The organism is bacterium, from assembly GCA_035419245.1.
GTDB lineage: Bacteria > Zhuqueibacterota > Zhuqueibacteria > Residuimicrobiales > Residuimicrobiaceae > JAKPUX01.
The window spans coordinates 64,686-88,005 of record DAOLSP010000012.1; the positions used below are offsets into that span (position 1 = coordinate 64,686).

Sequence of the window (23,320 nt, forward strand, 5' to 3'; positions counted from 1 at the left end):
GGATGGAGCCCTTTACAGCGTCCAGCCTTCGCGATAGCTCTTGGTGAGCAGTGGGTTGGCATCGGCATAATTGATGAATTGGCCGTTGACGGCGTCATATTCGAGCAGCAAGTTGGCCTCCTTGCAGCGCACCGCCACGCAACCCAGCAACATGGTTTCGGTGAGGGGGCCGGCGTAGCTGAAATCGGTGAAGGACTTTTTGCCGGCCTTACAGGATTCGATCCAGTCTTCCATGTGCCCCTTGACGCGCGGGATCTTCTTTTCCGGCCGGGTGTATTCCTGCATCCGGGTTTCAGGGATCAATCGCGGACTGGAACCGTACTCGCTGCTCATCAGAATGCCTTTGTCGCCGTAATAAATCACGCCGCCTTTGCCCGAGCCCAATTTGCGCCCGGCTTCGAGTTCCTTGAAGCGCGGCGGGGTCAATCCGCCATCGTACCAGATCATCTTGACCGGAGGAAAGCCGATTTTGGGCTGGATGCCATAGCTTTCCGCCTCGGGATGGCCAGGGCGCTCCGGGAAATAGTAGGTGATGATCTCGGCGGCCGGATAGGAGGTCGATTTCAATTCAGTGGAGGAGGCATGCACGAATTGTGGACGCCCGAGATTGAGGGCCCAGAAGGGATGGTCAATGATATGGGCGCCCATATCGCCGATGGCGCCGGTGCCGAAATCGTACCAGCCGCGCCAGACAAAATGGCAGAGGTCCGGATGATAAGGGCGCCAGGCGGCCGGGCCAAGCCAAAGGTTCCAGTCAAGAGAGGGCGGTACCGAGGGGATCGCCGTCGGCGCCTCCACGCCCTGGGGCCAGATTGGCCGGTTGGACCAGACATGAACCTCACGGACGTCACCGATGGCGCCGTCCCAGATCCATTCATTCATCAACCGAGCATCCTCGGAGGCGTGCCCCTGGTTCCCCATCTGGGTCGTCACGCCCTGGCGTGCAGCCTCTTCGGCCAACAGCCGCGCTTCATGCACGGTGTGGGTCAGGGGCTTTTGCACCCATACGTGTTTTTTCATCTTGAGGGCGATCATGGCGGCCGGGGCGTGCGAATGGTCCGGCGTACTGACCGTGACTGCGTCGATAATTTTTTCGTTCTCCTCGAGCATAACCCGATAATCCTTGTAGCGCTTGGCTTTCTCGAGCATCGGGAGGGCTTCGGGCCGGTTCTCCTTACAGTGATTGAAAAGATCGGCATATTTTTCGTCGTCAACGTCACAGAGGGCGATAATGTTTTCGGTGGCCGCATCCGTAATGTCTGAGCTGCCCTTGCCGCCCACCCCGATGCAGGCGATGTTCAGTTTGTCGCTGGGTGATTTTTTCTTCTCTTTGGCGAAAACCTCGCTGGGGGCCATGGTCAGGGCAGTGGCGGCTGCGGCGCTGCCCATAAGAAAACGGCGGCGTGAGATGGCGCTCTTGGTCGGATTCATAGGATTTGTGCTCTCCTTTGCTTGGGCAAACCTTTCAAAAAGCTTAGCAATTTTTTGGATGATAATCAAGGGAAATGATGGCCAATGAATCGCCAGCAGCGCCCCGTCAAATATCGACAGTATGGTCGATGGTTCGACCAAATCGTCGATAGAGACACCCTCCGCATAGCACTGCCGGCAGAGTCAAGGCCTTTTTCTGATTGATATTACTATACATATAATTATATCAGCTTTCTGGCATGCCGTTTGCAGTAGCCTGGCGAGAAACCGAACGTTCGATCACAAACCCGCATACTCATCATCGTATCACGGAGGTTATCATGAAAACGAGATTCATCGTCCCCTTTATGACAGCGGCTGTGCTGCTGCTCTTCGCCTTCGCCCAGGCACAAACCACAACGCCGCCGCTCCAGCACGGCAACCACTTCGTCGACGAAAACGGCGATGGCTTCAACGACAACGCCCCCGATGCGGATGGGGACGGCATCCCCAACGGGCAGGATCCCGATTACCAGAAACCAGCCGATGGCACGGGCAGCGGCGCCGGCAAAGGCCAGGCCAAAAGCGACACCACCCGACCGGGCAGCGGCCGCGGCAACCGCGTCGGCACCAAGGGTTTTGTCGACGAGAATGGCGACGGCCTCAATGACAACGCACCGGATGCGGACGGGGACGGCATTCCCAATGGTCAGGATCCCGATTACCAAAGGCCGGCCGATGGCACGGGCATCAGCGCTGGAAAGGGTAAGAACGACAGCACCGGACTGACCCGAGGCCGGGGCCGGGGCAGCCGCTTCCACGGCTTTGTCGATGAGGACGGTGACGGGATCAACGACAACCTCCGCGACGCGGATGGAGACGGCATCGCCAACTGCAAGGACAGCGACTGGGTACGGCCGATGGACGGCACCGGCGCCAAAGCGGGCCAGGGCGCTCGCGGCGGCCGGGGATTCGGCAAGGGCACTCCCGGTCAAACCACTGGAAATCCCAGCACCCCCGGCGGAAAGGGTCCTGGGAACCAGGGGGGGCATGGCTCTGCCGGAAATAAAGGCCGATAATGTGCTGTAGCGGCAGCCAGGCCCATTTGTCATACCCTGCAGTCAACGAATCGGGTGGCGGTATCTAAGATGCCGCTACCCTTATTCACCCGAGGACTCTCATGCGTACACGTCTGCTTCTGCTGCTCTTCTTCCTGCGGTTTACAGCGGCCGATGGCCAGATCGGCTTCTCCCTGGAATCCGAGAGCGGCTACAGTTCCAATGCATACGCCAACTTCGCTGCATTACCTGACTATCATTCTACCTTCAACGCCGGACTCACCCGGGACTGGCTTTGTGAAAAAAATGGCATACGCCTCTATTATGATGGCAGCTATACAGCTTTCAAAACCTATGGGGACCGCGACAACCACAGCCACACCCTCGGGACTGCCTGGTACACCTTGCTGGGAGAACGACAACATCGCCTAGACGCCGGTGTCAGTATCAGCAAGCAGTTTCACCGTTCCAATTATCAACTCTATGAGCAGGAACAACTGCAACTATACGGCTCCATGAAATATCATCTCCAGCCACAGTGGTTTCTCTATGCCGGAGGCTCCTGGAATTTGCGCCGTTTCCCCGAGCTCTCTCCTTTTTCCCATTCCCGTGCATTGCTCTATGGTCGCAGCAGCTGGTTCTTTTCGACCGGCACGACATTCATCGCCGAAGCGGATTGGCTGCACAAGTCCTATACCAGTTCGACACAGCTGGAGCAGGCCGATTTTGCAGAAGTCGCAACGGTCGGCGATGGTAAAAGCCAACAGCTGCTTCTTCTCCTGCGGGCTGCCCAGGGTGTAACGCCCAGGATCGGCTTGAGCGCCGAGTTTCAGCTGCGCCACAACCTCGCCAGCAGTACGCGCTACTTGCGAAATACTGAAGGCTTTTATTATACGGACGAGGAACTGTTCGAGGATCATTTTGCTTTTCACGGAGCCGCTGTTCTGCTTACCTACCGGCACACGCTGCCCTGGGAGATGCGCCTGACATTCAGCGCTCGTCGTGAAGAACGGAACTTCGATGACCGCCAGGCGGCCAATCTACTCGGGGAGCCCTTTCCTGATGGCCGTTTGCGTCAGGACCAGCGGACCCTGCTGGCGGTGGAGTGGCAAAAATCCGTTCTAATGAAAGCAGAGTGGATGCCCCTGCTGCTCACGGTCAATTTTTCGTGGCTGAATAACCATTCGAACGATCTATATTACAACTATACAAGTCAATATAGCGGAGTGAATTTCTCCTGGGGATGGTGATTTATTTCATCCCATATTTCTGCAATTTATAGCGCAGATGGCGTTCACTGATACCGAGGGCGCGCGCCGCCCGGCTTTGCACTCCAGTTGCTTCCTGGAGCGCAGCTTGGATGAGTCCCCTTTCAAAGGCCTCCACCCTTTCGGTGAAGGTGCCGCCAGAGATATCAGCAGCTGCAGCAGTGGCGGTTGGCAGGCCAAGATCCTCCGCGCCTATCCATTGATCACGGCTCAGAACGACAGCCTGCTCGATAAGATGCTGCAGCTCGCGTACATTTCCGGGAAAAGGATATTTCATCAGCAAATCCATGGCCTCACGGGTATACCCCTGCATGGGGCGGTTGTTCTCTGCTGCAAACCGGCGTAAAAAGTGCTCGGCTAGCAGGGGAATATCCGTTTTGCGTTCGCGCAAGGGGGGCAATTCGATACGCACCACGTTGAGGCGATAGTAGAGATCTTCGCGAAAAAGTCTGGTTCTGACCAGATCGTCCAGAGAGCGATTGGTTGCAGCGATCAAGCGCACGTCCACCCTGACTGGGCTTGAGCTGCCAAGGCGCTCGAACGCCTGTTCCTGGAGCACTCTCAGCAGCTTGGCCTGGATCGGAAGGGGCATGTCGCCAACCTCATCAATGAAGAGGGTACCGGTATTTGCGGCTTCGAAACGGCCCATGCGCATCCGATCGGCGCCGGTGAAGGCCCCCTTTTCATGGCCAAAGAGCTCGCTTTCAACCAGAGTATCAGGCAGGGCGGCCAGATTAACCGCGACAAAAGGTTTTGCTGCGCGCGGCGAGGCCAGATGAATCGCCTTGGCGACCAGTTCCTTGCCCGTGCCGCTTTCACCCAGAATCAGTACAGTAATCCGGCTCACGGCAGCGCGGGCAGCGATACTCAGGGCCTTTTGCATGGCTTCGGAGCGGGTGAGGATGCCACTGAAGCTCAAGCGTTCCGCCACCAACTGCTGTAGGCGCTGGTTTTCACTGATCAGCTGTTTACGCTCCACAGCCCTGGCAATGGTGAGTTCCAGTTGCCCGAGATCGATCGGCTTGGTGATAAAATCGAGAGCGCCGTTTTTCATCGATTGTACCGCTTCCTCCATCGTGCCAAAGGCGGTCATCATGATCACCTCCAGTTCAGGATTGAGGTTTTTTAGTTCAGTCAGCAATTGGGCGCCATCCATACCGGGCATGCGCAGGTCTGTGAGCACCAGATCGACTGTCTGGAGCCGGACGGCGTTCAGGGCTGTTGCACCGGATTCTGCCTGCAGTGTGGTATAACCCTTTTTTGCCAGAAAGCCGGCTAGGGTGTTGCGCTGAACCGCTTCGTCGTCGACGATCAGGATGGTGACAGGCATCCTCGTTTCCTTGTTTTAGAGATCGGTCAACTTGAAAAATGGCATCACCGGCTCATCGCGCCGGCAAGCTGATGGTGAAGCGGGTGCCTTGACCAGGCTCGCTCTTCACTTCAATGGTTCCCTCGTGCTGGGCGACGATCTGCTGGACAATACTGAGGCCAAGGCCGCTGCCCTCTTCACGGGTGGTGAAATAGAGATTGAAAATCTTCCCGAGGTGCTCCGGTGCGATACCGCTGCCATCATCCTCGATATGGATGACAATCCGCTCCCCCTGCGCCTCGCAGGAGAGGGTAATATGCCCGCCGTTCTCACAAGCCGCCAGGCTATTGCGAACCAGGTTAAGGAGCGCTTGAGTCAGTTTGTCAGGGTCGGCTTGCATTTCGCGAACCTCGCGGCAGTGGCTGGAGAGGGTGATGCCGGAATGCGCTGCTTCGCTCTGCATCAGAGCGGCAACGTGGTTCACCAGCGCATCAAGGCGGGTGGGGATCTTGTTGAGTGGAGCAGGACGGGCGAACTGGAGAAACTGGTTAATGATCTCGTTGATACGCCGGCTCTCCGTGACCAGCATCCCGGTGAGCTGCTGATACTCAACGGTATCCTGGGCAGGAGTAAATTCACGTTGGAGCCGCTGGGCCACCATACTGACAGCATTGAGCGGGTTGCGGATTTCATGAGCGACCCCCGATGCCAGATGGCTGAGGGCCATGAGCCGCTCCTGGCGTTGACGCTGCTCTTCAGCACGGCGGCGTTCGTGCAGATCCCGCAGCAGCACTCCGGCGGTCAGGAGACCGGTCAGCAGCAGTAACAGGGTCGAGAGTCCAGTGCGCCACAAGGCTGCCTGGTAAGCACGGTGCAGCGAGGCCGCTGAGAGACCGATACGGATGAAGGCAGTGCCGCTTTCGGTCATTCGTACGGGCGCTCCAATTTCGAACACTTCTTCACCCTGGTAGGGCGTAAACCGGGAGAGGGGTGTCTCATGCATTTGCAGTTGCTTCAGAAATATATCGGAATCGGGAGCGCTCATTTGCCGCACACCGGGAGATGCCAACAAAATTCCGTTCGAATCCTGGACCACCGCGTAGCGGACATCGCCGCTCTCGCCGATCAGTTTGATGAAGGAGCCGGCGCCGATGGTTCGTCGGAAGGATAGAATCTCGGCAGCGTCAGCATTGACGACGATGGCGCCGCCGTTGCTGCGGTGTTTGGCCACCGCGAAATTTGTCCCGATCCCAAAGAGCCGCTGCCGAAAGCCCAGCACCAGTTCACTGCTGCTGTCGCCCAGGACGGGCTGCAACAAGCGGCGCGGCGCATTGAGCGGAGGCTGGCCGGTTGTGGCATGACTTGAAAGTGTCAGGCGCCCATGGCTGTCAAAGAGATTGATACGGAAGAGTCCATTTTCTTGCGCAATTCGTTGCAGGATTTTCTCATCCAGGTGTCCGGCGTGGTCCAACTGCGCGAGCAGGCGCGCATTGTCCAGCAGACGTTGCTCGAGTGCGGCCTCCACAACCTCCCAGGAAAGTGCGGCATTTTCGAGCCCGCGTTGAGCCAGTGCCAGAACCGTTCGGCCTTGCTCTTGCAGCGCGGCGGTCAGTTCCTGGCGGGTGCTGCGCAATTCGACCAGGGCCGATATCATTAGCATCAACCCCAGAGCCAGAGCCAGCAGCGCGACCCATCTTGAATGAAAGGCAGCATTCGTCAACATATACGGTCAACCTGTTTATAAACTGCGATAAAATTGCGCAACCACCCGACGACATCGTTATAATCTACGAGATTTTTCAGGAATCACAAGAAAAATCCAGAATGTTTGGCGACGCACGCACCGTTAGAAGAGTCATAGCATTTCGTCGACTCTGGTATGATTGTTGTAAAGAGAACGGATTTGGTGAGAACAGGAAGACTAGGAGAACGCGGTGAAAAAAAGCTTAATATTTATATTTGTTTTAATAGATGTTATCACACTATCCGCCTTAACAGAAGCGGCTGCACCCGATGCTCTTCGTCTCGACCCTGTTCCGGAGTCGGTCAATGCGGTGCGTTTTGATCCATCCTATTATTACAACGCTCCTGTGCGCGCCAATGTACTGGCCCAGCGGCTTGCGGAGCAGTGGCAGACCCATGGAGTCAATGTTGTCTTTTACAAAGCCTACGATCCAGTTCATGGCGCCAAGTACAAGACCAGTTATGAACTGAACGAAATGGCCGATTACGGCCGCCAAAATCTGCTAAACTATGTTCTGGAGGCCTGTGGCGAGAGAGAGATCCAGGTTATGGCCTGGCTCCCAGCCTTTCAGCACAAGCCCGCCTGGGAACAACACCCTGAATGGCGCGTCAAGAATCCGGACGGCAGCGATTATCGCCTGAACGAAGAGAGCTACCCCCTTTGCGCAGCCAACCCCGAAGTGCGCTCCTGGTGGGTGGGGCTGATCCGCGATCTGCTCGAACACTACAATGGACTGGCGGGCATCGACATCGGTGAGCCGGTGGTGCGCTGGCAGAGTGCCTACTGCGGTTGCGCCTTCTGTCAGCAACAGATCAGGGAGTTGGGTTTTGGCGATGCCTCCGCCCTTGGACTGTCCAAAACCTTGCTCGCCAGCATTGAAGCCATCCACGACTTTCGCAAACTCGCCTGCGTCACCTCGGTGGTCAGCCCCAAAGTTGACGGCAGACTTTTCACCCCGGCTGAACAGCGCGGCTATACCGGTTTCGATCTTGAGGCCCTCCTCGAAGCGCCTCAAAAACCCGACTGGGTCAGTCTGGAGTTGATGTGGCAGCAATGGGCCGATCTTCATCGAAATCCGGCCCGTTTCAATCCGGCCTGGGTGGAGGGCGCCGCCGCGGCCCTCCGGGAACAGGTCGCAGAGCGCAGTCGCTTGCTGGTTCACCTCGAACTTACTCCCTTCGGCCAGCAGAGGGTCGATAGCGGCATGCTGCAGGAAAGCATGCGAGCCGCCAAGCGGGCGGAGCTGCCCGATATCGACCTCTACGACACCCACCAGATCGAACGCGACGAGGCCTGGCCCGACGTAGCGGCGGGTTTCGCCTGGCAACCGGCTCGCCGCATTCTAGTGGTGAGCGATCCCATTGGTGAAAACGACGCCCGGCAGGTGGCCAGCCTGCTCAGCCATTTCAAGGTGGAGACCGAAATACTCCTCCTCGATGCAGACAAGCCCTACACGCCGGGCCGGCTGGCCGGCAAGGATTTGCTCTTTTATATTGGCGTCGATCCCAAATTCATCCTCCCCAAGGCTTTTCTCCAGGAGGCCGCCGGCTTCAAGGGCAGCCTGGCCTGGATCCATCTCGGCCTCGGCCAGTATCTCGAGCAGCCCGGCCTGCCGGATCACGGCATCCGCTACCTGAGCAGCGCGGCCGATTCGGCATGGAACCGTGTGCGCTACAAGCAGGCGCTGCTACCCCGAGAGGATCCCGATTTCGACCGGATCGCCCTGACCGACAGCGCTCGCGTCCAGATTCTGGCCTGGATGGAAAAAGGCGCGGAGCGTCTGCCCTATGCCCTCCACAGCCGCAACCTCTGGTACTTCGCTGACCTCACCACCGCCTTTGTGCGGGAGGGAGGCAGTTATATCGTCTTCGCCGACCTGCTGCATGATATCCTCCGGCAGCCGCACCAGACCCGCCGCCTGGCTATGGTGCGCATAGAGGACCTCTCCCCCCTTTCCGACGCCGCCTCTTTGCGCCGCATCGCTGATTATCTTCACGGCGAAGAGGTGCCCTTTGCCATCTCGCTGGTCCCCTTTTATCTCGACCCGGCCAGCAACACCGCCGCATCCCTCTCTGATCAGCCCGAACTGGTGGCGGCCATCCGCTATATGGTGCGTAAGGGCGGGGTTATCGTGATGCACGGCAATACCCACCAATACCGCGGCGAGACCACGGCCGATTACGAATTCTGGGACATGATGCACAATGAGCCGCTCTTTTCCGATTCCCGTGAGTATGTCCGCGAGCGGATCGAAACCGGTCTGAAAGAGATGGCCCGCAACGAACTTTGGCCGGTTACCTGGGAGACGCCCCACTATGGCGCCTCACAGCTTGCCTACTCGGTCATCAACACCTATTTCAGTTCCGCCTACGAGCGCCGCCAGACCATCGATCTGCACGGTTCTGATCAGCTACTCCCCTGGCTGATCTACGAGCACACTGCGGGTGGCAAAATCATCCCGGAAAACCTCGGCTATATCCCGCTCAGCGATCAGCGTTCCGGACCGCTGCTCGAAGCAGCGCGCAATAATCTCGCCCTGCGCGACGGTGTCGCGAGCTTCTTTTTCCATCCCTTCTGCGACATCACGGTGCTCAAGGAGATCATACCCGGCCTGAAAAAGATGGGCTATCGCTTCACAGATCCCCGCCATACCTGCCAGCAGGTCCGCGGACCCGGTTTCCGGGTCGTGACCGGCAGCGGCCGGGTCGAGCTGCCCCTCACCTCCGCTTATTTGCGCGAATTTTACATCGATGAGCACGGTTCCATCCGCGATGAGCACTATTCCGAGGCCCTTCACAGCGACACTGTGCGCAAGGAGGTGGTTGTGCCGGAGGGATGGATCTATGTGGCCGCGGCGGCGCCGACACGACCCAAAGGTGCTCTGGCCATTCTGGCCGCCGACATTGCTGGACGTGTGCCGAGGCTGAAGGGGTACATCGGCGCTGTCAAACCACTGGTCGTGCCCGATGAACCTCCCGCGCGCATGGTGATGCTGTACCATAGCGATGCCCCAGCGCGGCTGCTGCGCGACCAGGATAATTGGGAGCAGGCGCTGGGCAGTGTGGGCATCGACGGCATGAGGCTGGATGTGGGGCAGTTTTTCACCGTGCCTGAGGGAATCAACCTCATCGTCGTCCCGGCCGCAGCGGCATCCGTTCTCGATCAGCAGCAGATCCTCCTGCTGGTTCGCAGCGTCCAAAACGGCGCCAATCTGATTCTCGAGTGCCCTTCAGCCCTCAGCAGCGCTTTGGGCATCCAGCGGCATGAGGAGAGCCGGTTGGTAAAAGCCGTTACCGATGAATACTATCCGACTGTCCGGATCACCTGGGCGGCTGCGGACACGCTGGCTGCCTTTGAGACCGAGTATGACTACATCACCTATGCTACCGATCCCGTTTCAGGATGGCCGGCGGTGATCGGCAGCGAATACGGCGAAGGCCGCTTTCTCTACTGGGGGACCCTCTTCGACCCCGAGACCCGAGGCGGTTACGGTCGTTATCCCTTCCTGCCGGAGATGCTGCGCTACCAGTTCGGCCTCAAACCCCTGGTCCGCCGCGAGGCCGTCGAGATCTTTTTCGATCCCGGCTCACGCGAGGAGATCAGCATCGAGGATCTGATCAAGATGTGGCGCAAGAACGGGGTGCGCACCATCTATGCCGCCGGCTGGCACAGTTACCGTGACTATACCTACGATTATGGCCGCCTGATCGCGCTGGCGCACCAGAACGCCATACGCGTCTATCTCTGGCTCGAACTGCCTCACGTCTCGGACAAGTTTTGGCTCGATCATCCGGAGTGGCGGGAGAAGAACGCCCTCGGGGCGGATGCCGACACTTCGGGGGCGCATTGGCGGCGTCCGATGGCGCTCAATATAACCGCCTGCCGCGATGCGGTAATGGCGGAATTGCGGAATATGCTGTTGGCGCACCCATGGGATGGCGTCAACCTGGCCGAACTCTACTATGAATCGGCGGCCGGCCCGGCGGAACCACGCTGGTTTACGCCGATGAACCAGGACTTTCGCGAGTTTTTTTCGCAGCGCCACGGCTACGACCCCCGGCTCCTCTTCGATCCCTCCTCCAGACGCTACTGGCAGCGCGACTCCCGGGCTCTGCAGGCAATATATCTCCTGCGCGAGGAGATGGTGAATGATCAAATCCGCCGCTTTGTCACCCTGTTTCGGCAGGTAGAGGCGGAGAAAAAGACCTCCTGGGAGATCATCGTGACCACCCTGGACGCCGCCATGGCGCCGTCGACTGCGGCGGCTGTGGGCGTCAACACCGCTGCCATCGCCGCCCTCGCCGACGAGTTCCCCTTCACCCTGCAGCTCGAGGAGCCGCCCCAGGCCAATCCCGCCGGACCGGAAGATTACATGGCGATGATCGATCACGGGGCGGCCAGCAGCCGCGGCCGGATTCCGCTGGCCACCCTCAACCTTGTTGACCGGCCGCAGCGACCCGGCTTGGTGACCCCTCAGATCACCGGACTGGAACTCTATCGCACCTTGCAAGAGGGTCAAGCCCGGGGCGCCCGTCTCCCGCTCAACTCGGAGGCCAGCCTCTACGAAGTGGACAGCGGTTACCTACCGCTGGCTTTAGCCGCGGCGACGCGGGAATCCCTCTCCGTTGCGCAGTGGCGAATAGACGCTGCCACCACCGTAAGCCTGCTGCTCGATCCCAAACAGCACCCGGATGTGCTGGTGGATGGTTCGGTATGGCCGGCCTATCATCGCGGTCACCTGATTCTCCCCGCCGGCCGTCATACCATTGAGCCCCTTGACCGCACCAGTTCTTTCTTCAAGGACTTTTGGGCGGAAGGCCGCCTGATCGCCCTTTCTGGCGAACTGCTTGAACTGCAGCGGATCGTCCGCGGCATCCGCCTGCGTTACCGTTCGGAGACGGCCAACTGGATGGTTTTAAGTGAAAAACCGCATGCAATCGAGGTCGATGGCCAGGAAAAAAGACCGGCCGTGATGCGCGGAGAACTCGGCTACGCATTCGCCCTGCCCGCCGGGGAGCACCGGGCGGAAATCTATACCACCAGCCGGACCACACAGCTGGTAAAACAGATCTCGCTGGCCCTCTCCGGCCTCATCGCCGGCGGCGGTCTTCTCTTCGGGATCGTTCTCGGTTTTCTTTATCTAAAAAACGCCGGGCGCCACCGCAAGACAGCCGTTTGATACTAGCTTGTAGATCGGGTGCAGCGCACCTCACCCGATGAATCCAGTTCCTCTGGCTCGGCCGTCTCACTGAATCTCTTCGCCCTGAATTGGAGGTAACCTGTGCTGCCCCTCATGCACCCTGCACTCGATCTGCTCTTCCTTGGCAGCGTCGTCATCATCTGGGGGATGATCGTCTACCAGCTGGTGCTCACCTTGGCGGGCTATCGCTATCGCCACCATATTCAGCAGGAACACACGGAGCTGCTGGCAAAAGGTAGTGACCCAGCGCCGGTCTCCATTATGATCCCGGCGCGCAACGAGGAGGTGGTCATCGCCAAGACCATGCGCACCATCCTCGCTCTCGACTATCCGGCGGATAAACTCGAGCTGGTGATCATCGACGACGGCTCCACAGACCGCACTGCGGAGATCATCCTGGCGCACGCGCAAACGGATCCCCGCATCAAGCTGGTCCGTCTGCCGGCTGGTGAAACCGGACACGGCAAGGCCTATGCCCTCAACGAAGGGCTCAAGCACTGCAGCCACGAGCTCATTGCCATCTATGATGCCGACAATATGCCCGAACCTTCCGCTCTGCGTCACCTCGCCCTCCATCTTCAGGCGGATGCCAAACTGGCGGCGGTGATCGGCAAATTCCGCTGCGTCAACCGCCGTCGCACCTGGCTGACCCGCTTCGTCAACATCGAAACCATCGCCTTCCAGTGGATCCTGCAGGCGGGCCGCTTCCATCTTTCGCGCGTGACCATCTTGCCCGGCACCAACTATATCATCAGAAAATCGGTGATTGCGGCGGTCGGCGGCTGGGACGATCGCGCCATCACCGAGGATTCTGAACTGAGTATGCGCATCTACCAAGCGGGCTGGCAGATCAAGTTCATGCCCCTCAGCGTCACCTGGGAGCAGGAGCCCGAAATCCTGCGGGTCTGGAGCCGCCAGCGCACCCGCTGGGTGCGCGGCAACAACTATGTCATTCGTAAATTCACCGGCCCGATGCTCAAAACCCGAAGTCGGTTCCTGGTCACCGAGTTCATCTACCTCTTCGCGCTCTACTATCTCTTTCTGGCGGCGACTGTTATCTCGCTGCTTCTCTTCTTCGCCAGCAGCACCGGACTGATCGCCCTCAATGTGCCGGGTCCCTACTTCGCGGTCTGGGTCTCAGCCTTTGCCCTCTTCACATTGGAGATCTTTGTGGTTCTCAGTTATGAGGGAGAGGATTCCCTCGTCAACATCCTGCTCACAGTCGCGATGTACTTCACTTACTGCCAGCTCTGGCTCTACATCGTCTTCAAAGCCCTCATCCTCGATGCCCGCCGTCACCGCGTCGGGGTGTGGGACAAAACCGAGCGCTTCAAGGTAGAGGAAACGGCGGAAGAGGGAGCAGCAGCCGGATGAGACTCTGCGCACGGGATATGGAGCGATTTCATCCTGATCCGGCCCGCGCAGCCGGGCGCTCAGCATTCGTTCTCGTCTTGTTGTGGACGATCCTGTTCTCTGGTATGTTCAAGGAATCGACCGCACAGGAGACCGGGCTGCGTTTCTTTGCCGAGGCCTATGACGAAACCATCTATCAGCGTCGCGAGGGGCGCAACATGGTCACCATGGCCCAGCTCTACGAGGGGCTGCGCTACCCCCTCTCTGGTCTTGGGGTGTGGGACACCTATCTCAAGATCCGTTACGGCAGCGATGCCAACAAGGATTTCTGGAACAATCGCGTCGAAGCGATGCTCGGCACCCGGCTGCGCTTTTTTGAAAAGGTCTACCTCGCGCTCTATGGGGAGTATGTCCGCGGAGAGTACATTGCCTACGACCAGGAGGCCATGCCCTACGCCCCCTCCTATGAAGACTGGCGCGGGGGTCTGATCTTCTGGCACGGCTGGGATCCCGGAGGCTGGGCGCCCAGGAGTACGCTCCCCTTCACCCCCTGGAGCGAAACCTACGCCGACATCAACTATTTTGAGAAGGACGATCAGAACATCATCGGCTATATCGAAAGCAAGCTGGGGCTGCAGCTGCTGCGCCTGCATAAAACGCGTCTTGACCTCTACAGCGTCGTCTACGCCTATTATGACCGCAACGCCGACTTTTGGAACAACCATGCCGCTGCCGCGCCGGGCATCCGCTTCACCCCCTGGAACGACATTGATCTCAATATCCGTGTGGAATATCTGTGGGGGCAATACTATCCGCGCACCGGCCGCTACGAAAATCCCTATGAACGGAATTACCAGGATCTGCGTATCGGTCTTTTTTTCTGGTATGGTTGGGGAGATTAAGGAGGAGATCTATGCAAAATAAAATGAGCATCTTCTTTTTGCTGACTTTACTGGTCGTCGGCCTTGCGACAGCCCAGACCATCCCGGCACAGCTGCTCTGGGAATATTCGACGGGTGGCCCGGTGACCGTGGTCGCCCCCTTTCCCGATGTCAACGGCGATGGTCGGCCCGATCTGCTGGCCGGTTCCACCGACAACCTGGTCTACTGCCTCTCCGGCGGCGGGCCGGACTATGCGCGGGAGATCTGGTCCTGCCGGGCCCTGGACGCCATCACCGATGTAGAAACCATTGGCGATGTCAATGGGGACGGCTACCCCGACGCTGTTGCGGGGTCGCGGGATAATCTGGTTTATTGCATTTCAGGAAGGCCTTCCGACGGCGGCCTGGAACTCTGGACGCGCGCCGATTCGGCGACCATCCATTCGGTCGCCGCACTGGGGGATGTCAACGGCGACCAGATCGGGGATGTAGTGGTGGGCACCGCCATGAACAACATGCTCTGCATCTCCGGAGCGGCCGCACAGCAGGGCAAGATCCTCTGGCAGTATGGCAGCGACGCCGATTTCTGGAACGTCATCGCCATGCCCGACCTCAATGGCGACGGCAAGAAGGAATGCGCCGGCTCGTGCGACAATTATATCTACTGCTTCTCGGGTGCGGGCGTCACCCAGGGTCAGCAGAGTGGTTTAGCGGCCAAAGCGCTCTGGGTCGCCCCCTACGATGCCGGTGCACGGGTCTGGTCGATTGCGCCCATTGCAGATGTGAATGGCGACGGGAAGGCCGACCTGCTGCTCGGCAGCAACATGGACCGGGTCGAATGCCTCTCCGGAGCGACAGGCAAAAATATCTGGAGCTTTTCCACCGGCGCGGATGCCCTCTGCGTCACAGCGATCGGAGATCTCAACGGCGACGGCAAGATGGATGTGCTGGCCGGATCGTCCGATGACTATGGCTACGCTCTCTCCGGCGCCACCGGCCAGCAGATCTGGCGGGTGAAATTCGGCTCGACGGTATTGTCGACAGCAGCGATTGGCGATATCAACAACGACGGCTATCCCGAAGCGGTCTTTGGTTCCGATGCCGATGAGGTGTTCTGCATCAGCGGCGGAGGCGCAACCAAGGGGCAGAAGCTCTGGAGCTATACAGCCACCGGCGGCATCTCCAGTCTCGCCGCTATCGGCGATGTCAATCTCAACGGCATCGCCGATGTGGCCGCAGCTTCCACCGACAGTTACCTCCGTCTCTTCGAGGGCAACAGCAGAATCCTGGACGTGGAACTGGTCTCCTTTACCGCTGCAGTACAGTCGGACGGTGTGCTACTCACCTGGCGCACTGCCAGCGAGAGCGATAATCTCGGTTTCGAAGTGCAGCGCTCCTTCGACGGGCACGCCTTTGAAACAGCGGGATTCGTCCCGGGAAGCGGCACAACCGCCCAGCAAAAGGAGTACAGCTGGTTCGACGCGCTTTCCGCCTGGGATCAGCTCTATTACCGGCTCAAGCAGGTCGACCGCGACGGGCAGTCCCGGTACTTCCCGGCCGTGCAAGTGGTACAAAATCTTCCGGGACGGTTAACCTTGCATGGCAACTATCCCAACCCTTTCAACGCCGGCACGTTCATCCGCTACGATTTACCGACGGCGGGTGAAGTGGTCGCGACGATATACAATATACGCGGAGAAAAAGTACGCGAGCTTTGGCGCGGGGTACAGCAGGCGGGGAGCCACAGCTTGCATTGGGACGGCAGCATGACGTCCGGGGAAGCGGCTGCCTCAGGGGTTTATCAATGCGTCATAACCGCCGGCAAGGAGATCGCCCGGCTGCGCATCAGCCATTTAAAATGAGAGCAGATTGCTGCCACCGAGCCTGCGCAGAAGGCGGCGCCATTCAGCTTTGCGGATAGGCTATGAGTTTTCTGTGGCGACAGGGAGTTTATTGCAGGGAACTCGAGGAACCGTTACCTTGGCACCACCGCTCCAGACGATTTTTCGCAACCACAGTTTAGAGCTATCAGCGAAAAGACAAGTAAAAACTGACCGTGTACGCCGGGATGCGGAAACCCGTTTGCAATAAAGTTGCCGCTTGATTTTGGGCTGATTTTTCTATACTTTCTAGGGCACAATACAAATCAATAAACAAAAAAAACGGGACATGACCCAAAAGCAGGCCGTCGACACCATAATATTACCCACCACCTCGACGGAAGCTATCCTCGAGAGCATCTCCGACGGGGTCTTCACGGTCGACCGGGAATGGCGCATCACCTCTTTCAACCGCGCGGCGGAGTCGATCACCGGCACCCCCCGCCGGGTGGCCATCGGCCAGCTTTGCTCGGAAGTCTTTCGTTGTAGCATGTGCGAAAGCGAGTGCGCACTGCGGCGAACCCTGCGCAACGGCAAGCCGATCATCGGCAAGAGCGGCTATATTATCAATGCGCGAGGGGAAAGGATATCGATCAGCGTTTCAACGGCGGTGCTCCGCGATGCAGCGGGGAAAATTATCGGCGGCGCGGAAACCTTCCGGGATCTGAGTGAGTTGGAGGCACTGCGTCAGCAACTGGACGGCCGTTTTCGTGCCGGCGAATTGATCAGCCGCAGTCCCTTGATGCAGCGCCTTTTCGAGGTGCTGCCCGCCATCGCCGCCAGTCCCAGCACCGTCCTCATTCTCGGAGAGACCGGCACAGGCAAGGAGCTGCTGGCACGGACGATTCACGCACTTAGTCCGCGCAGCAAAGCTCCCTTCGTCGCAATCAACTGCGGCGCCCTGCCCGACACCCTGCTGGAATCGGAACTCTTCGGCTACAAGACGGGGGCCTTTACCGGCGCGACGCGGAACAAGCCGGGGCGTTTCGCTCTTGCCAAAGGGGGCACCCTCTTCCTTGATGAAATCGGCCAGATCAGTCCCGCCTTGCAGGTCCGCCTGCTGCGGGTGCTGCAGGAACGTGTCTATGAGCCGCTTGGCGCCACCCGATCCGAGATAGCTGATGTCCGCATCATCGCCGCCACCAACAGCGATCTGACAGAGGAGACCCGTCAGGGCCGCTTCCGTGAGGATCTCTATTACCGCATCAACGTGGTGCGCCTCGAGCTTCCTCCCCTGCGGCGGCGCAAGGAGGATATCCCCCTGCTCGCCGCCCAGTTCATCAGCCGCTTCAACAATCTGCAGGACAAAAACATCACCGTCCTTGCCCCAGAGGTTCTCTCCCTGCTCATGGCCTATGACTGGCCGGGCAATGTGCGCGAGCTGGAAAATGTCATTGAGCGCGCCTTTGTGCTTTGCCGCGAAGGGGAGATCGGCATCACCCACCTGCCCGATCAGTTCACCCGCCCTGACGCTCACTCTGCGGCCGGTTTAGGGATGAGGACGGCGAGAGAGCTTTTAGAAGCCCGCACCATTCAGGCGGCCCTCGAGGAGAGCGGGTACAACCGTCTTGCCGCAGCCAGACGGCTCGGCATTCACAAGACAACCCTCTTCCGCAAGATCAAGAGGCTTGGGCTTGTCCTGCCCGACCGGAGGGGCAACCGCTCCCCCGAATCGACTCCAGCCGGTCGCGATTCACTCCGAGCCAAGTTGCAATAATGCTTCTTGTATTTTGTTGAAGTTGCATAACTGCTACTTTTCCCATCATCCACCCGATCTGGCCGCCCTATTTATTCATTGTATTTAATTTATTTACCATCATGTCAGCGTTCCTTCAACAATGGTACGATTCTTGTAATACAAGAAACAGAATCGTATTGCAGGAGGAGCATGATCGCTGCTTTCGCCACATGGAACAGCCGCATTGCACCGGTCTTTGATGTGGCCCATAAACTGCATCTCGTCCATTGGGATGGCGTGGAGATCAGCAAAGAGAGTGAGGCTTTGCTGCATGCCGAATCTCCGGCGCAGATCGCACTCACCCTGGCAGAACTGCATGTGGATGTCTTGGTCTGTGGCGCCATTTCGCAACATCTGCAGGCGATGGTCGTGGCCTATGGCATCGAGGTGATCCCTTTTGTGGCCGGTGAACTGCACCAGGTAATTGAAGCCTGGCTGCAGGGCAAGCTGCTGTGCAGTAGCGGCTTTGCCATGCCGGGGTGCATACGAAGTTACGGACGCCACAGGTTAGAAATGAACAGCCATCGAGAGGAGGCCACTATGTTCAGCAGAGGAAGCGGAAACGGAGGAGGAGGAGGACAGGGCGGTGGCAACAAAGGGATGGGGGGACGCGGCCGCATTGGGGGCCAAAAGGCCGCCGGTCCGGCCGGTGATTGCCTGTGCCCGGCCTGCGGCCATCGTGAAGCCCATGAGCGCGGCAGGCCTTGCGCACAGAAATTGTGTCCCAAGTGCGGTGCAGCGATGACCCGCGCCTAACATGATGATAAGGAGGATATAACCATGCCAGGTGGAGATCGTACCGGACCCCTTGGTTGGGGCCCTGGAACCAGCCGCGGTGCCGGCTATTGCGCAGGGTATGATGCCCTGGGATTTGTCAGCGGCGGCGGTTTTCGCGGCCGGGTGGTCGGCTTCGACCGTGGCTTTTGGCGTCGCGGCGGGGGAGGACGCGGATGGCGGAACCGCTATTTTGCCACCGGACGGCCCGGCTGGCGCCCCTACGGCTATCCCGCTGCGCCCCCCGGCGCCTACAGTACGGAAAGCGAGAGGCAAACCTTGCAGAGTGAGGCCGAGGCCCTCCAGGCGGAGCTGGATGCCATCAAGCAGCGGCTGGAAACCATTGAGAAACCTGTGGAAGAATGACTGAACAGGGGGGAAAGGCGCTCGCTTTTCCTTTCAGCCCTCCCTGTTGGACAAGGAGATCGGTTTGAAAATTGCCTTTACCACTTCCGGTACAACTCTGGACGCACCACTGGACCCTCATTTTGGTCGCGCACCCAGCTTTTTGCTCTACAATATGGAGAGTGGTTGTTTTGAAATCATCGACAACGCTCAGAACCTGAGTGCCGCGCAGGGTGCCGGCATTCAAGCCGCCGAGACCCTTCTACGCGCCGGGGCGGATGCCCTGGTGACCGGGCACTGTGGGCCCAAAGCCTTCCGGGTCCTCTCCGCAGCCGGGGTGGCGATCTATACTACTACCGCTACCAACGTACACGAAGCCCTAGCTGCCTACAAGGCCGGGAAGCTCCAGCCCGCCGATGAAGCCAATGCAGAGGAGCACTGGATTTAATAAAGGAAGTGCGATGATCATCGCCGTTGCCTCTGGCAAGGGAGGAACCGGAAAAACCACCCTCGCTGTCAACCTTGCGCAGACCTTTGCAGAGCCGCTTCAACTGCTGGATTGCGATGTGGAGGAGCCCAATCTCTATCTCTTTCTGCCCGCCGGGTCGATCGAGGAGGAGGTCATTGCCGTCCCCATACCGGTTGTGGATGAAACCCTCTGCGACGGCTGCCGCGCCTGCAGTGAATTCTGTGCATACAACGCTATTATCGTCCCCAAGCGGGTGGCGCTGGTCGTTCCTGAATTGTGTCACAGCTGCGGCGGCTGCCTGCTGGTCTGTCCGCAGAAGGCCATCAAGGAGAGGGATCAGCGCATTGGCGTCATACGTCGTAGCCGCACAGGAAGCGTCCAACTCATCCAGGGGCTGATTGATGTGGGGGTTTCCGCCGTGCCGCCGCTCATCCGCGCGATCAGAAAGTGGGTGAACCCGGCCCTGCCCACCCTCATCGATGCTCCCCCCGGCACCTCCTGTCCGGTAATCACCGCCGTGCGGGGAGCCGACTATGTCATTTTGGTGACCGAACCCACCCCTTTCGGGCTGCACGATCTGACGCTGGCCGTGGAGATGGTGCGCAGTTTGGGGCTTAACTTCGGAGTGGTAGTCAACCGCATGGGTATCGGAGACAGCCGGGTTCAGGAATTTTGTGGGCGGGAAAAGATCGAACTCCTGCTGGAAATCCCGGACGACCGGCGCATAGCCGAGGCCTACTCCCGCGGTCAGCTGGCCGGCGAAGCGGTGCCCGAGTTCCGTCCCCGTCTTCTCGTCCTCAAGGAGCGTCTCGAGAAGCTGGCTGTGCTCCATGCAGCGGGGAAGCGGTCATGATCCGGGAGCTGGTAATCATCAGCGGCAAAGGGGGCACAGGCAAGACCAGCCTCACCGCCTCTCTGGCGGTTCTCGCCGGACGTGTCGTCATGGCCGATTGTGATGTGGACGCGGCCGACCTGCACCTTCTCTTTCCACCCCGCAACGGTGACAAGCAGCCCTTTTACAGTGGACATGAGGCGGTTATCAGACCGGCCGACTGCATCGGCTGCGGGCTCTGCCTTACCTATTGCCGTTTCGATGCGGTGCGCATGGTCGGGAGCGCCTCCGGCCCCACCCTATTTTCGATCGATCCTGCCGCCTGCGAGGGCTGCGGTCTCTGTGTTCATTTCTGCCCGACCGGGGCGATCGATTTTCCAGAGCGACTTCGTGGCGAATGGATGATTGCAAATACGCGCATCGGTCCCATGGTCCATGCCCGTCTCGATGTGGCAGCCGAGAATTCAGGCAAACTCGTCTCTCTGGTGCGCAAGCAGGCACGCGAGTTCGCTGAAAAAGAGGGTTATGGCCTGATCATCACCGATGGCCCACCGGGGATTGGCTGTCCAGTGATCGCCTCATTGACCGGCGCCAGCCAGGTATTGGTGGTTACCGAACCCACCGTATCCGGAGAGCACGACCTCGGACGCGTACTGGGACTAGCGCGCCATTTCGACCTTCCTGCGGCAGTCTGCGTCAACAAATGGGACCTAAACCCGGAGATGACCGAACGCATCGAGAGCAAGGCCCGTCTGAGCGGTGCGCAAATTGTCGGCCACATCCGCTACGATCCCGGCGTCACCCGGGCGATGATGCAGGCTAAAAGTGTGGTTGAAACCGATGCCCCGGCGGCGGAGGACATTCGCCGGATCTGGCAAATGCTGCGATAACAGATGGAAAGGAAGCACTAGTGAATTATGACCAGGATGACCAACAGCAAATGAACGAGGAGGAGGGCTGCAGCGGCTGCAGTAACAGCGAGTGCACGGCGCTTCATAAAAAGGCGGATGAGTCCGACCAGGAATTTGCCGAACGTCAGCAGATTCAGGAACGCCTTTGCCGTATCCAACACAAGATCATCGTCCTCTCCGGCAAGGGGGGCGTGGGCAAGAGTACGGTGGCCGTCAATCTGGCTGCATCCCTGGCCCTGGCGGGCCATCAGGTCGGTCTGCTCGACGTGGATATCCACGGCCCGAGCATCCCCACCATGCTCGGCCTCGAGGGCACGACCATTCAAGGTTACGAGGGCGAGCTTTTTCCCGCCGAGGTGGGCAATCTGAAAGTGATGTCGCTGGGATTCTTCCTGCATCATCAGGATGAGGCAGTGATCTGGCGCGGCCCCCTTAAGATGGGTGCTATCAAGCAGTTCATCAAGGATGTGGCCTGGGGCCAGCTCGATTATCTGATCATCGACTCGCCTCCGGGGACCGGAGATGAGCCCCTTTCGGTTTGCCAGATCATCGGCGATCTCACAGGGGCAGTCATTGTTACCACACCGCAAAAGGTAGCGGCGGTGGATGTGCGTAAGTCGATCGCATTCTGCCGTCAGCTCAAGGTTCCGGTGCTCGGGGTGGTGGAGAATATGAGCGGATTTGTCTGTCCCCATTGCGGAAGGAGTACCGAAATCCTGAGATCCGGCGGCGGTGCCCATATGGCAAAAGAGATGGAGGTGCCGTTCCTCGGCTCTATCCCTATCGATCCGCAGATCGCCCAGGCCTGCGACCAGGGGGTGGCCTTCATCAACGCCTACGCCAGTTCGGCCACGGCGAAGATCATGCAAAAGGTCATTCAGCCCATCGCCGATCTGAGTCCGTCAGTCTAATCCCTTCCTCGGAGAGTCCCGTATGAAAATCGCTATTCCCATCGCCAACAGTATGCTCTGTGCCCACTTCGGCCACTGCGAGCAGTTCGCCTTGATCACCGTCGACGCGGAGACCAGGACCATCCTGGGGCGGGAGGATGTCATTCCCCCACCTCATGAACCGGGCCTGCTGCCGGGCTGGCTTGCAGAGCGCGATGCCCAAGTTATCATTGCCGGAGGTATGGGGCAGAGGGCCCAGATGCTCTTCACCGATCACAAGATTCAGGTCATCGTCGGTGCACCGACTGCCAGCCCCGAAGAGTTGGCCCGGGAGTACCTGGCTGGCAGCTTGCAGAGTGGAGTAAACACCTGCGATCACTGATTAAGTAGAACCGGCTCTGCCACTTGAGCACGCTATTCTCATCTCCAGATGGTGCTGCATGACGGCATGGATTTCATCGATACGGACATCCGGGGGCAGAACCCGCCTGATCTTCTCAAGATATCGCCGTTCTCTGATAGCCCGGTAGGTCGGAAGGTAATTGATATCGAATATCCAGCCCATCTGCAGGAGTTTAAAGTCGTTGAGGCTCTTGAGGTGCCGCACCTGCACGATTTTTTTTTGGGCCAGATCCTGTAGGACCGGTTCCGAGATTTCCGGTATATCGGGGAGATCAAGCTCGATAGCCTCATTGCGTTCTTGCTGCGCATGCTGATAATATTCTGTCACCACTTGCCAGATATCCAACTTGTCCGCGTCGCGTAACAGTCGGACATAGAAGAGCCATTCCGCTTCTTCCATCGGCAGAGAGGCGCGGTTGTGATGGCGTATTGCTTCATTTATAATCTGCTGAACCTGCGGATCAAAACCGTCGAGGAGGGCTTTATCGGCCAGGACCTTTAATCCCAATACCGCATGATTTTCGGAGCGCAGGTCGACGAAGGTGCGGTAGCGAGCATATTGCTCAAAACGGCCGATGTCATGCAACAAAGCTACAGCCTCGGCCAGAACGAGTTCTTCCTCATCACATCCGACCTCCCGGCCGATGGCCCTGATCTCTTCGCAGACCCTCAGGGTATGCTCCTCCTTTAGGAGGAAATTGCGCTGTTGCAAGCGCTCCATGCTGCAAAAGGAGCGGACATAAGCGGCGAACCACTCCTTAAGCTCTTTCAGTTCCTCTCTAGAGATCCAGCGCACGATCTGCGACTTCCTTCCCATTCCTACTCCGTCTTGCCTATTCTCTTCAGCATCCCTGTT

General features: G+C 58.8%; 18 protein-coding genes. 14 read left to right on the forward strand and 4 right to left on the reverse strand.

Features of this window, described 5'->3' with window-relative positions; genetic code table 11:
• Positions 1-12: 12 nt before the first annotated feature.
• Complete coding sequence (locus tag PLH32_13355) at positions 13-1,431, reverse strand: Gfo/Idh/MocA family oxidoreductase (GenBank protein ID HQJ65595.1); 1,419 nt, start codon at positions 1,429-1,431, stop codon at positions 13-15.
• Between the two features lie 320 nt (positions 1,432-1,751).
• On the opposite strand from PLH32_13355, the gene PLH32_13360 reads away from it, so the two are divergent.
• Positions 1,752-2,489 (forward strand): hypothetical protein, encoded by a 738-nt coding sequence (locus PLH32_13360; protein HQJ65596.1) that lies wholly within the window; start codon positions 1,752-1,754, stop codon positions 2,487-2,489.
• Between the two features lie 101 nt (positions 2,490-2,590).
• Positions 2,591-3,718: a hypothetical protein gene (locus tag PLH32_13365; GenBank protein HQJ65597.1), complete on the forward strand. Its 1,128-nt coding sequence runs from the start codon at positions 2,591-2,593 to the stop codon at positions 3,716-3,718.
• A gap of 1 nt (position 3,719) precedes the next feature.
• Here the strand turns inward: PLH32_13365 and PLH32_13370 are convergent, their stop codons facing one another.
• Entirely contained in the window at positions 3,720-5,066 is a 1,347-nt protein-coding gene (locus tag PLH32_13370) for a sigma-54 dependent transcriptional regulator (GenBank protein ID HQJ65598.1), read from the reverse strand.
• A 52-nt stretch (positions 5,067-5,118) separates the two neighbouring features.
• Positions 5,119-6,768, reverse strand: coding sequence for an ATP-binding protein (locus PLH32_13375; GenBank protein ID HQJ65599.1), 1,650 nt, complete (start codon positions 6,766-6,768; stop codon positions 5,119-5,121).
• A 211-nt stretch (positions 6,769-6,979) separates the two neighbouring features.
• Here PLH32_13375 and PLH32_13380 point away from each other — a divergent pair, with 211 nt between their 5' ends.
• The 12 genes from PLH32_13380 to PLH32_13435 all read left to right on the forward strand — a co-directional run bounded on the left by PLH32_13380 (position 6,980) and on the right by PLH32_13435 (position 22,444).
• On the forward strand, positions 6,980-11,968 hold the full coding sequence (locus PLH32_13380; GenBank protein ID HQJ65600.1) for a DUF2334 domain-containing protein: 4,989 nt from the start codon (positions 6,980-6,982) through the stop codon (positions 11,966-11,968).
• Positions 11,969-12,070: 102 nt separating this feature from the next.
• Positions 12,071-13,363, forward strand: a complete 1,293-nt coding sequence (locus tag PLH32_13385) for a glycosyltransferase (protein HQJ65601.1) — start codon at positions 12,071-12,073, stop codon at positions 13,361-13,363.
• Entirely contained in the window at positions 13,360-14,244 is an 885-nt protein-coding gene (locus PLH32_13390) for a hypothetical protein (protein ID HQJ65602.1), read from the forward strand. The genes PLH32_13385 and PLH32_13390 overlap by 4 nt, the downstream gene beginning before the upstream one ends.
• 11 nt (positions 14,245-14,255) lie before the next feature.
• The gene (locus PLH32_13395; protein HQJ65603.1) at positions 14,256-16,085 is read left to right on the forward strand and encodes an FG-GAP-like repeat-containing protein; all 1,830 of its coding nucleotides are present in this window, start codon (positions 14,256-14,258) and stop codon (positions 16,083-16,085) included.
• A gap of 307 nt (positions 16,086-16,392) precedes the next feature.
• Positions 16,393-17,820, forward strand: coding sequence for a sigma 54-interacting transcriptional regulator (locus tag PLH32_13400; protein HQJ65604.1), 1,428 nt, complete (start codon positions 16,393-16,395; stop codon positions 17,818-17,820).
• A 171-nt stretch (positions 17,821-17,991) separates the two neighbouring features.
• A complete protein-coding gene (locus tag PLH32_13405) occupies positions 17,992-18,597 on the forward strand; it encodes a NifB/NifX family molybdenum-iron cluster-binding protein (GenBank protein HQJ65605.1) in 606 nt (201 codons plus the stop codon).
• 24 nt (positions 18,598-18,621) lie between these two features.
• The gene (locus tag PLH32_13410) at positions 18,622-18,981 is read left to right on the forward strand and encodes a DUF5320 domain-containing protein (GenBank protein ID HQJ65606.1); all 360 of its coding nucleotides are present in this window, start codon (positions 18,622-18,624) and stop codon (positions 18,979-18,981) included.
• A 64-nt stretch (positions 18,982-19,045) separates the two neighbouring features.
• Positions 19,046-19,408 (forward strand): NifB/NifX family molybdenum-iron cluster-binding protein, encoded by a 363-nt coding sequence (locus PLH32_13415; protein ID HQJ65607.1) that lies wholly within the window; start codon positions 19,046-19,048, stop codon positions 19,406-19,408.
• Positions 19,409-19,421: 13 nt separating this feature from the next.
• Entirely contained in the window at positions 19,422-20,282 is an 861-nt protein-coding gene (locus tag PLH32_13420; GenBank protein ID HQJ65608.1) for an ATP-binding protein, read from the forward strand.
• Positions 20,282-21,151 (forward strand): ATP-binding protein, encoded by an 870-nt coding sequence (locus tag PLH32_13425; GenBank protein HQJ65609.1) that lies wholly within the window; start codon positions 20,282-20,284, stop codon positions 21,149-21,151. Before PLH32_13420 ends, PLH32_13425 begins: the two co-directional genes overlap by 1 nt.
• A 20-nt stretch (positions 21,152-21,171) precedes the next feature.
• Positions 21,172-22,083: an Mrp/NBP35 family ATP-binding protein gene (locus PLH32_13430; protein HQJ65610.1), complete on the forward strand. Its 912-nt coding sequence runs from the start codon at positions 21,172-21,174 to the stop codon at positions 22,081-22,083.
• Between the two features lie 22 nt (positions 22,084-22,105).
• Positions 22,106-22,444 (forward strand): NifB/NifX family molybdenum-iron cluster-binding protein, encoded by a 339-nt coding sequence (locus PLH32_13435; protein HQJ65611.1) that lies wholly within the window; start codon positions 22,106-22,108, stop codon positions 22,442-22,444.
• Here PLH32_13435 and PLH32_13440 read toward each other — a convergent pair whose 3' ends face one another.
• The gene (locus tag PLH32_13440; protein ID HQJ65612.1) at positions 22,445-23,281 is read right to left on the reverse strand and encodes an HD domain-containing protein; all 837 of its coding nucleotides are present in this window, start codon (positions 23,279-23,281) and stop codon (positions 22,445-22,447) included.
• Between the last annotated feature and the right edge of the window lie 39 nt (positions 23,282-23,320).

Bases quoted from the DNA above. Each gene is read 5' to 3' on its own strand.
- PLH32_13375 (HQJ65599.1), bottom strand. From the start codon at position 6,768: ATGTTGACGAATGCTGCCTTTCATTCAAGATGGGTCGCGCTGCTGGCT.
- PLH32_13420 (HQJ65608.1), top strand. From the start codon at position 19,422: ATGATCATCGCCGTTGCCTCTGGCAAGGGAGGAACCGGAAAAACCACC.
- PLH32_13410 (HQJ65606.1), top strand. From the start codon at position 18,622: ATGCCAGGTGGAGATCGTACCGGACCCCTTGGTTGGGGCCCTGGAACC.
- PLH32_13360 (HQJ65596.1), top strand. From the start codon at position 1,752: ATGAAAACGAGATTCATCGTCCCCTTTATGACAGCGGCTGTGCTGCTG.
- PLH32_13390 (HQJ65602.1), top strand. From the start codon at position 13,360: ATGAGACTCTGCGCACGGGATATGGAGCGATTTCATCCTGATCCGGCC.
- PLH32_13395 (HQJ65603.1), top strand. From the start codon at position 14,256: ATGCAAAATAAAATGAGCATCTTCTTTTTGCTGACTTTACTGGTCGTC.
- PLH32_13355 (HQJ65595.1), bottom strand. From the start codon at position 1,431: ATGAATCCGACCAAGAGCGCCATCTCACGCCGCCGTTTTCTTATGGGC.
- PLH32_13405 (HQJ65605.1), top strand. From the start codon at position 17,992: ATGATCGCTGCTTTCGCCACATGGAACAGCCGCATTGCACCGGTCTTT.
- PLH32_13370 (HQJ65598.1), bottom strand. From the start codon at position 5,066: ATGCCTGTCACCATCCTGATCGTCGACGACGAAGCGGTTCAGCGCAAC.
- PLH32_13400 (HQJ65604.1), top strand. From the start codon at position 16,393: ATGACCCAAAAGCAGGCCGTCGACACCATAATATTACCCACCACCTCG.
- PLH32_13365 (HQJ65597.1), top strand. From the start codon at position 2,591: ATGCGTACACGTCTGCTTCTGCTGCTCTTCTTCCTGCGGTTTACAGCG.
- PLH32_13435 (HQJ65611.1), top strand. From the start codon at position 22,106: ATGAAAATCGCTATTCCCATCGCCAACAGTATGCTCTGTGCCCACTTC.
- PLH32_13440 (HQJ65612.1), bottom strand. From the start codon at position 23,281: ATGGGAAGGAAGTCGCAGATCGTGCGCTGGATCTCTAGAGAGGAACTG.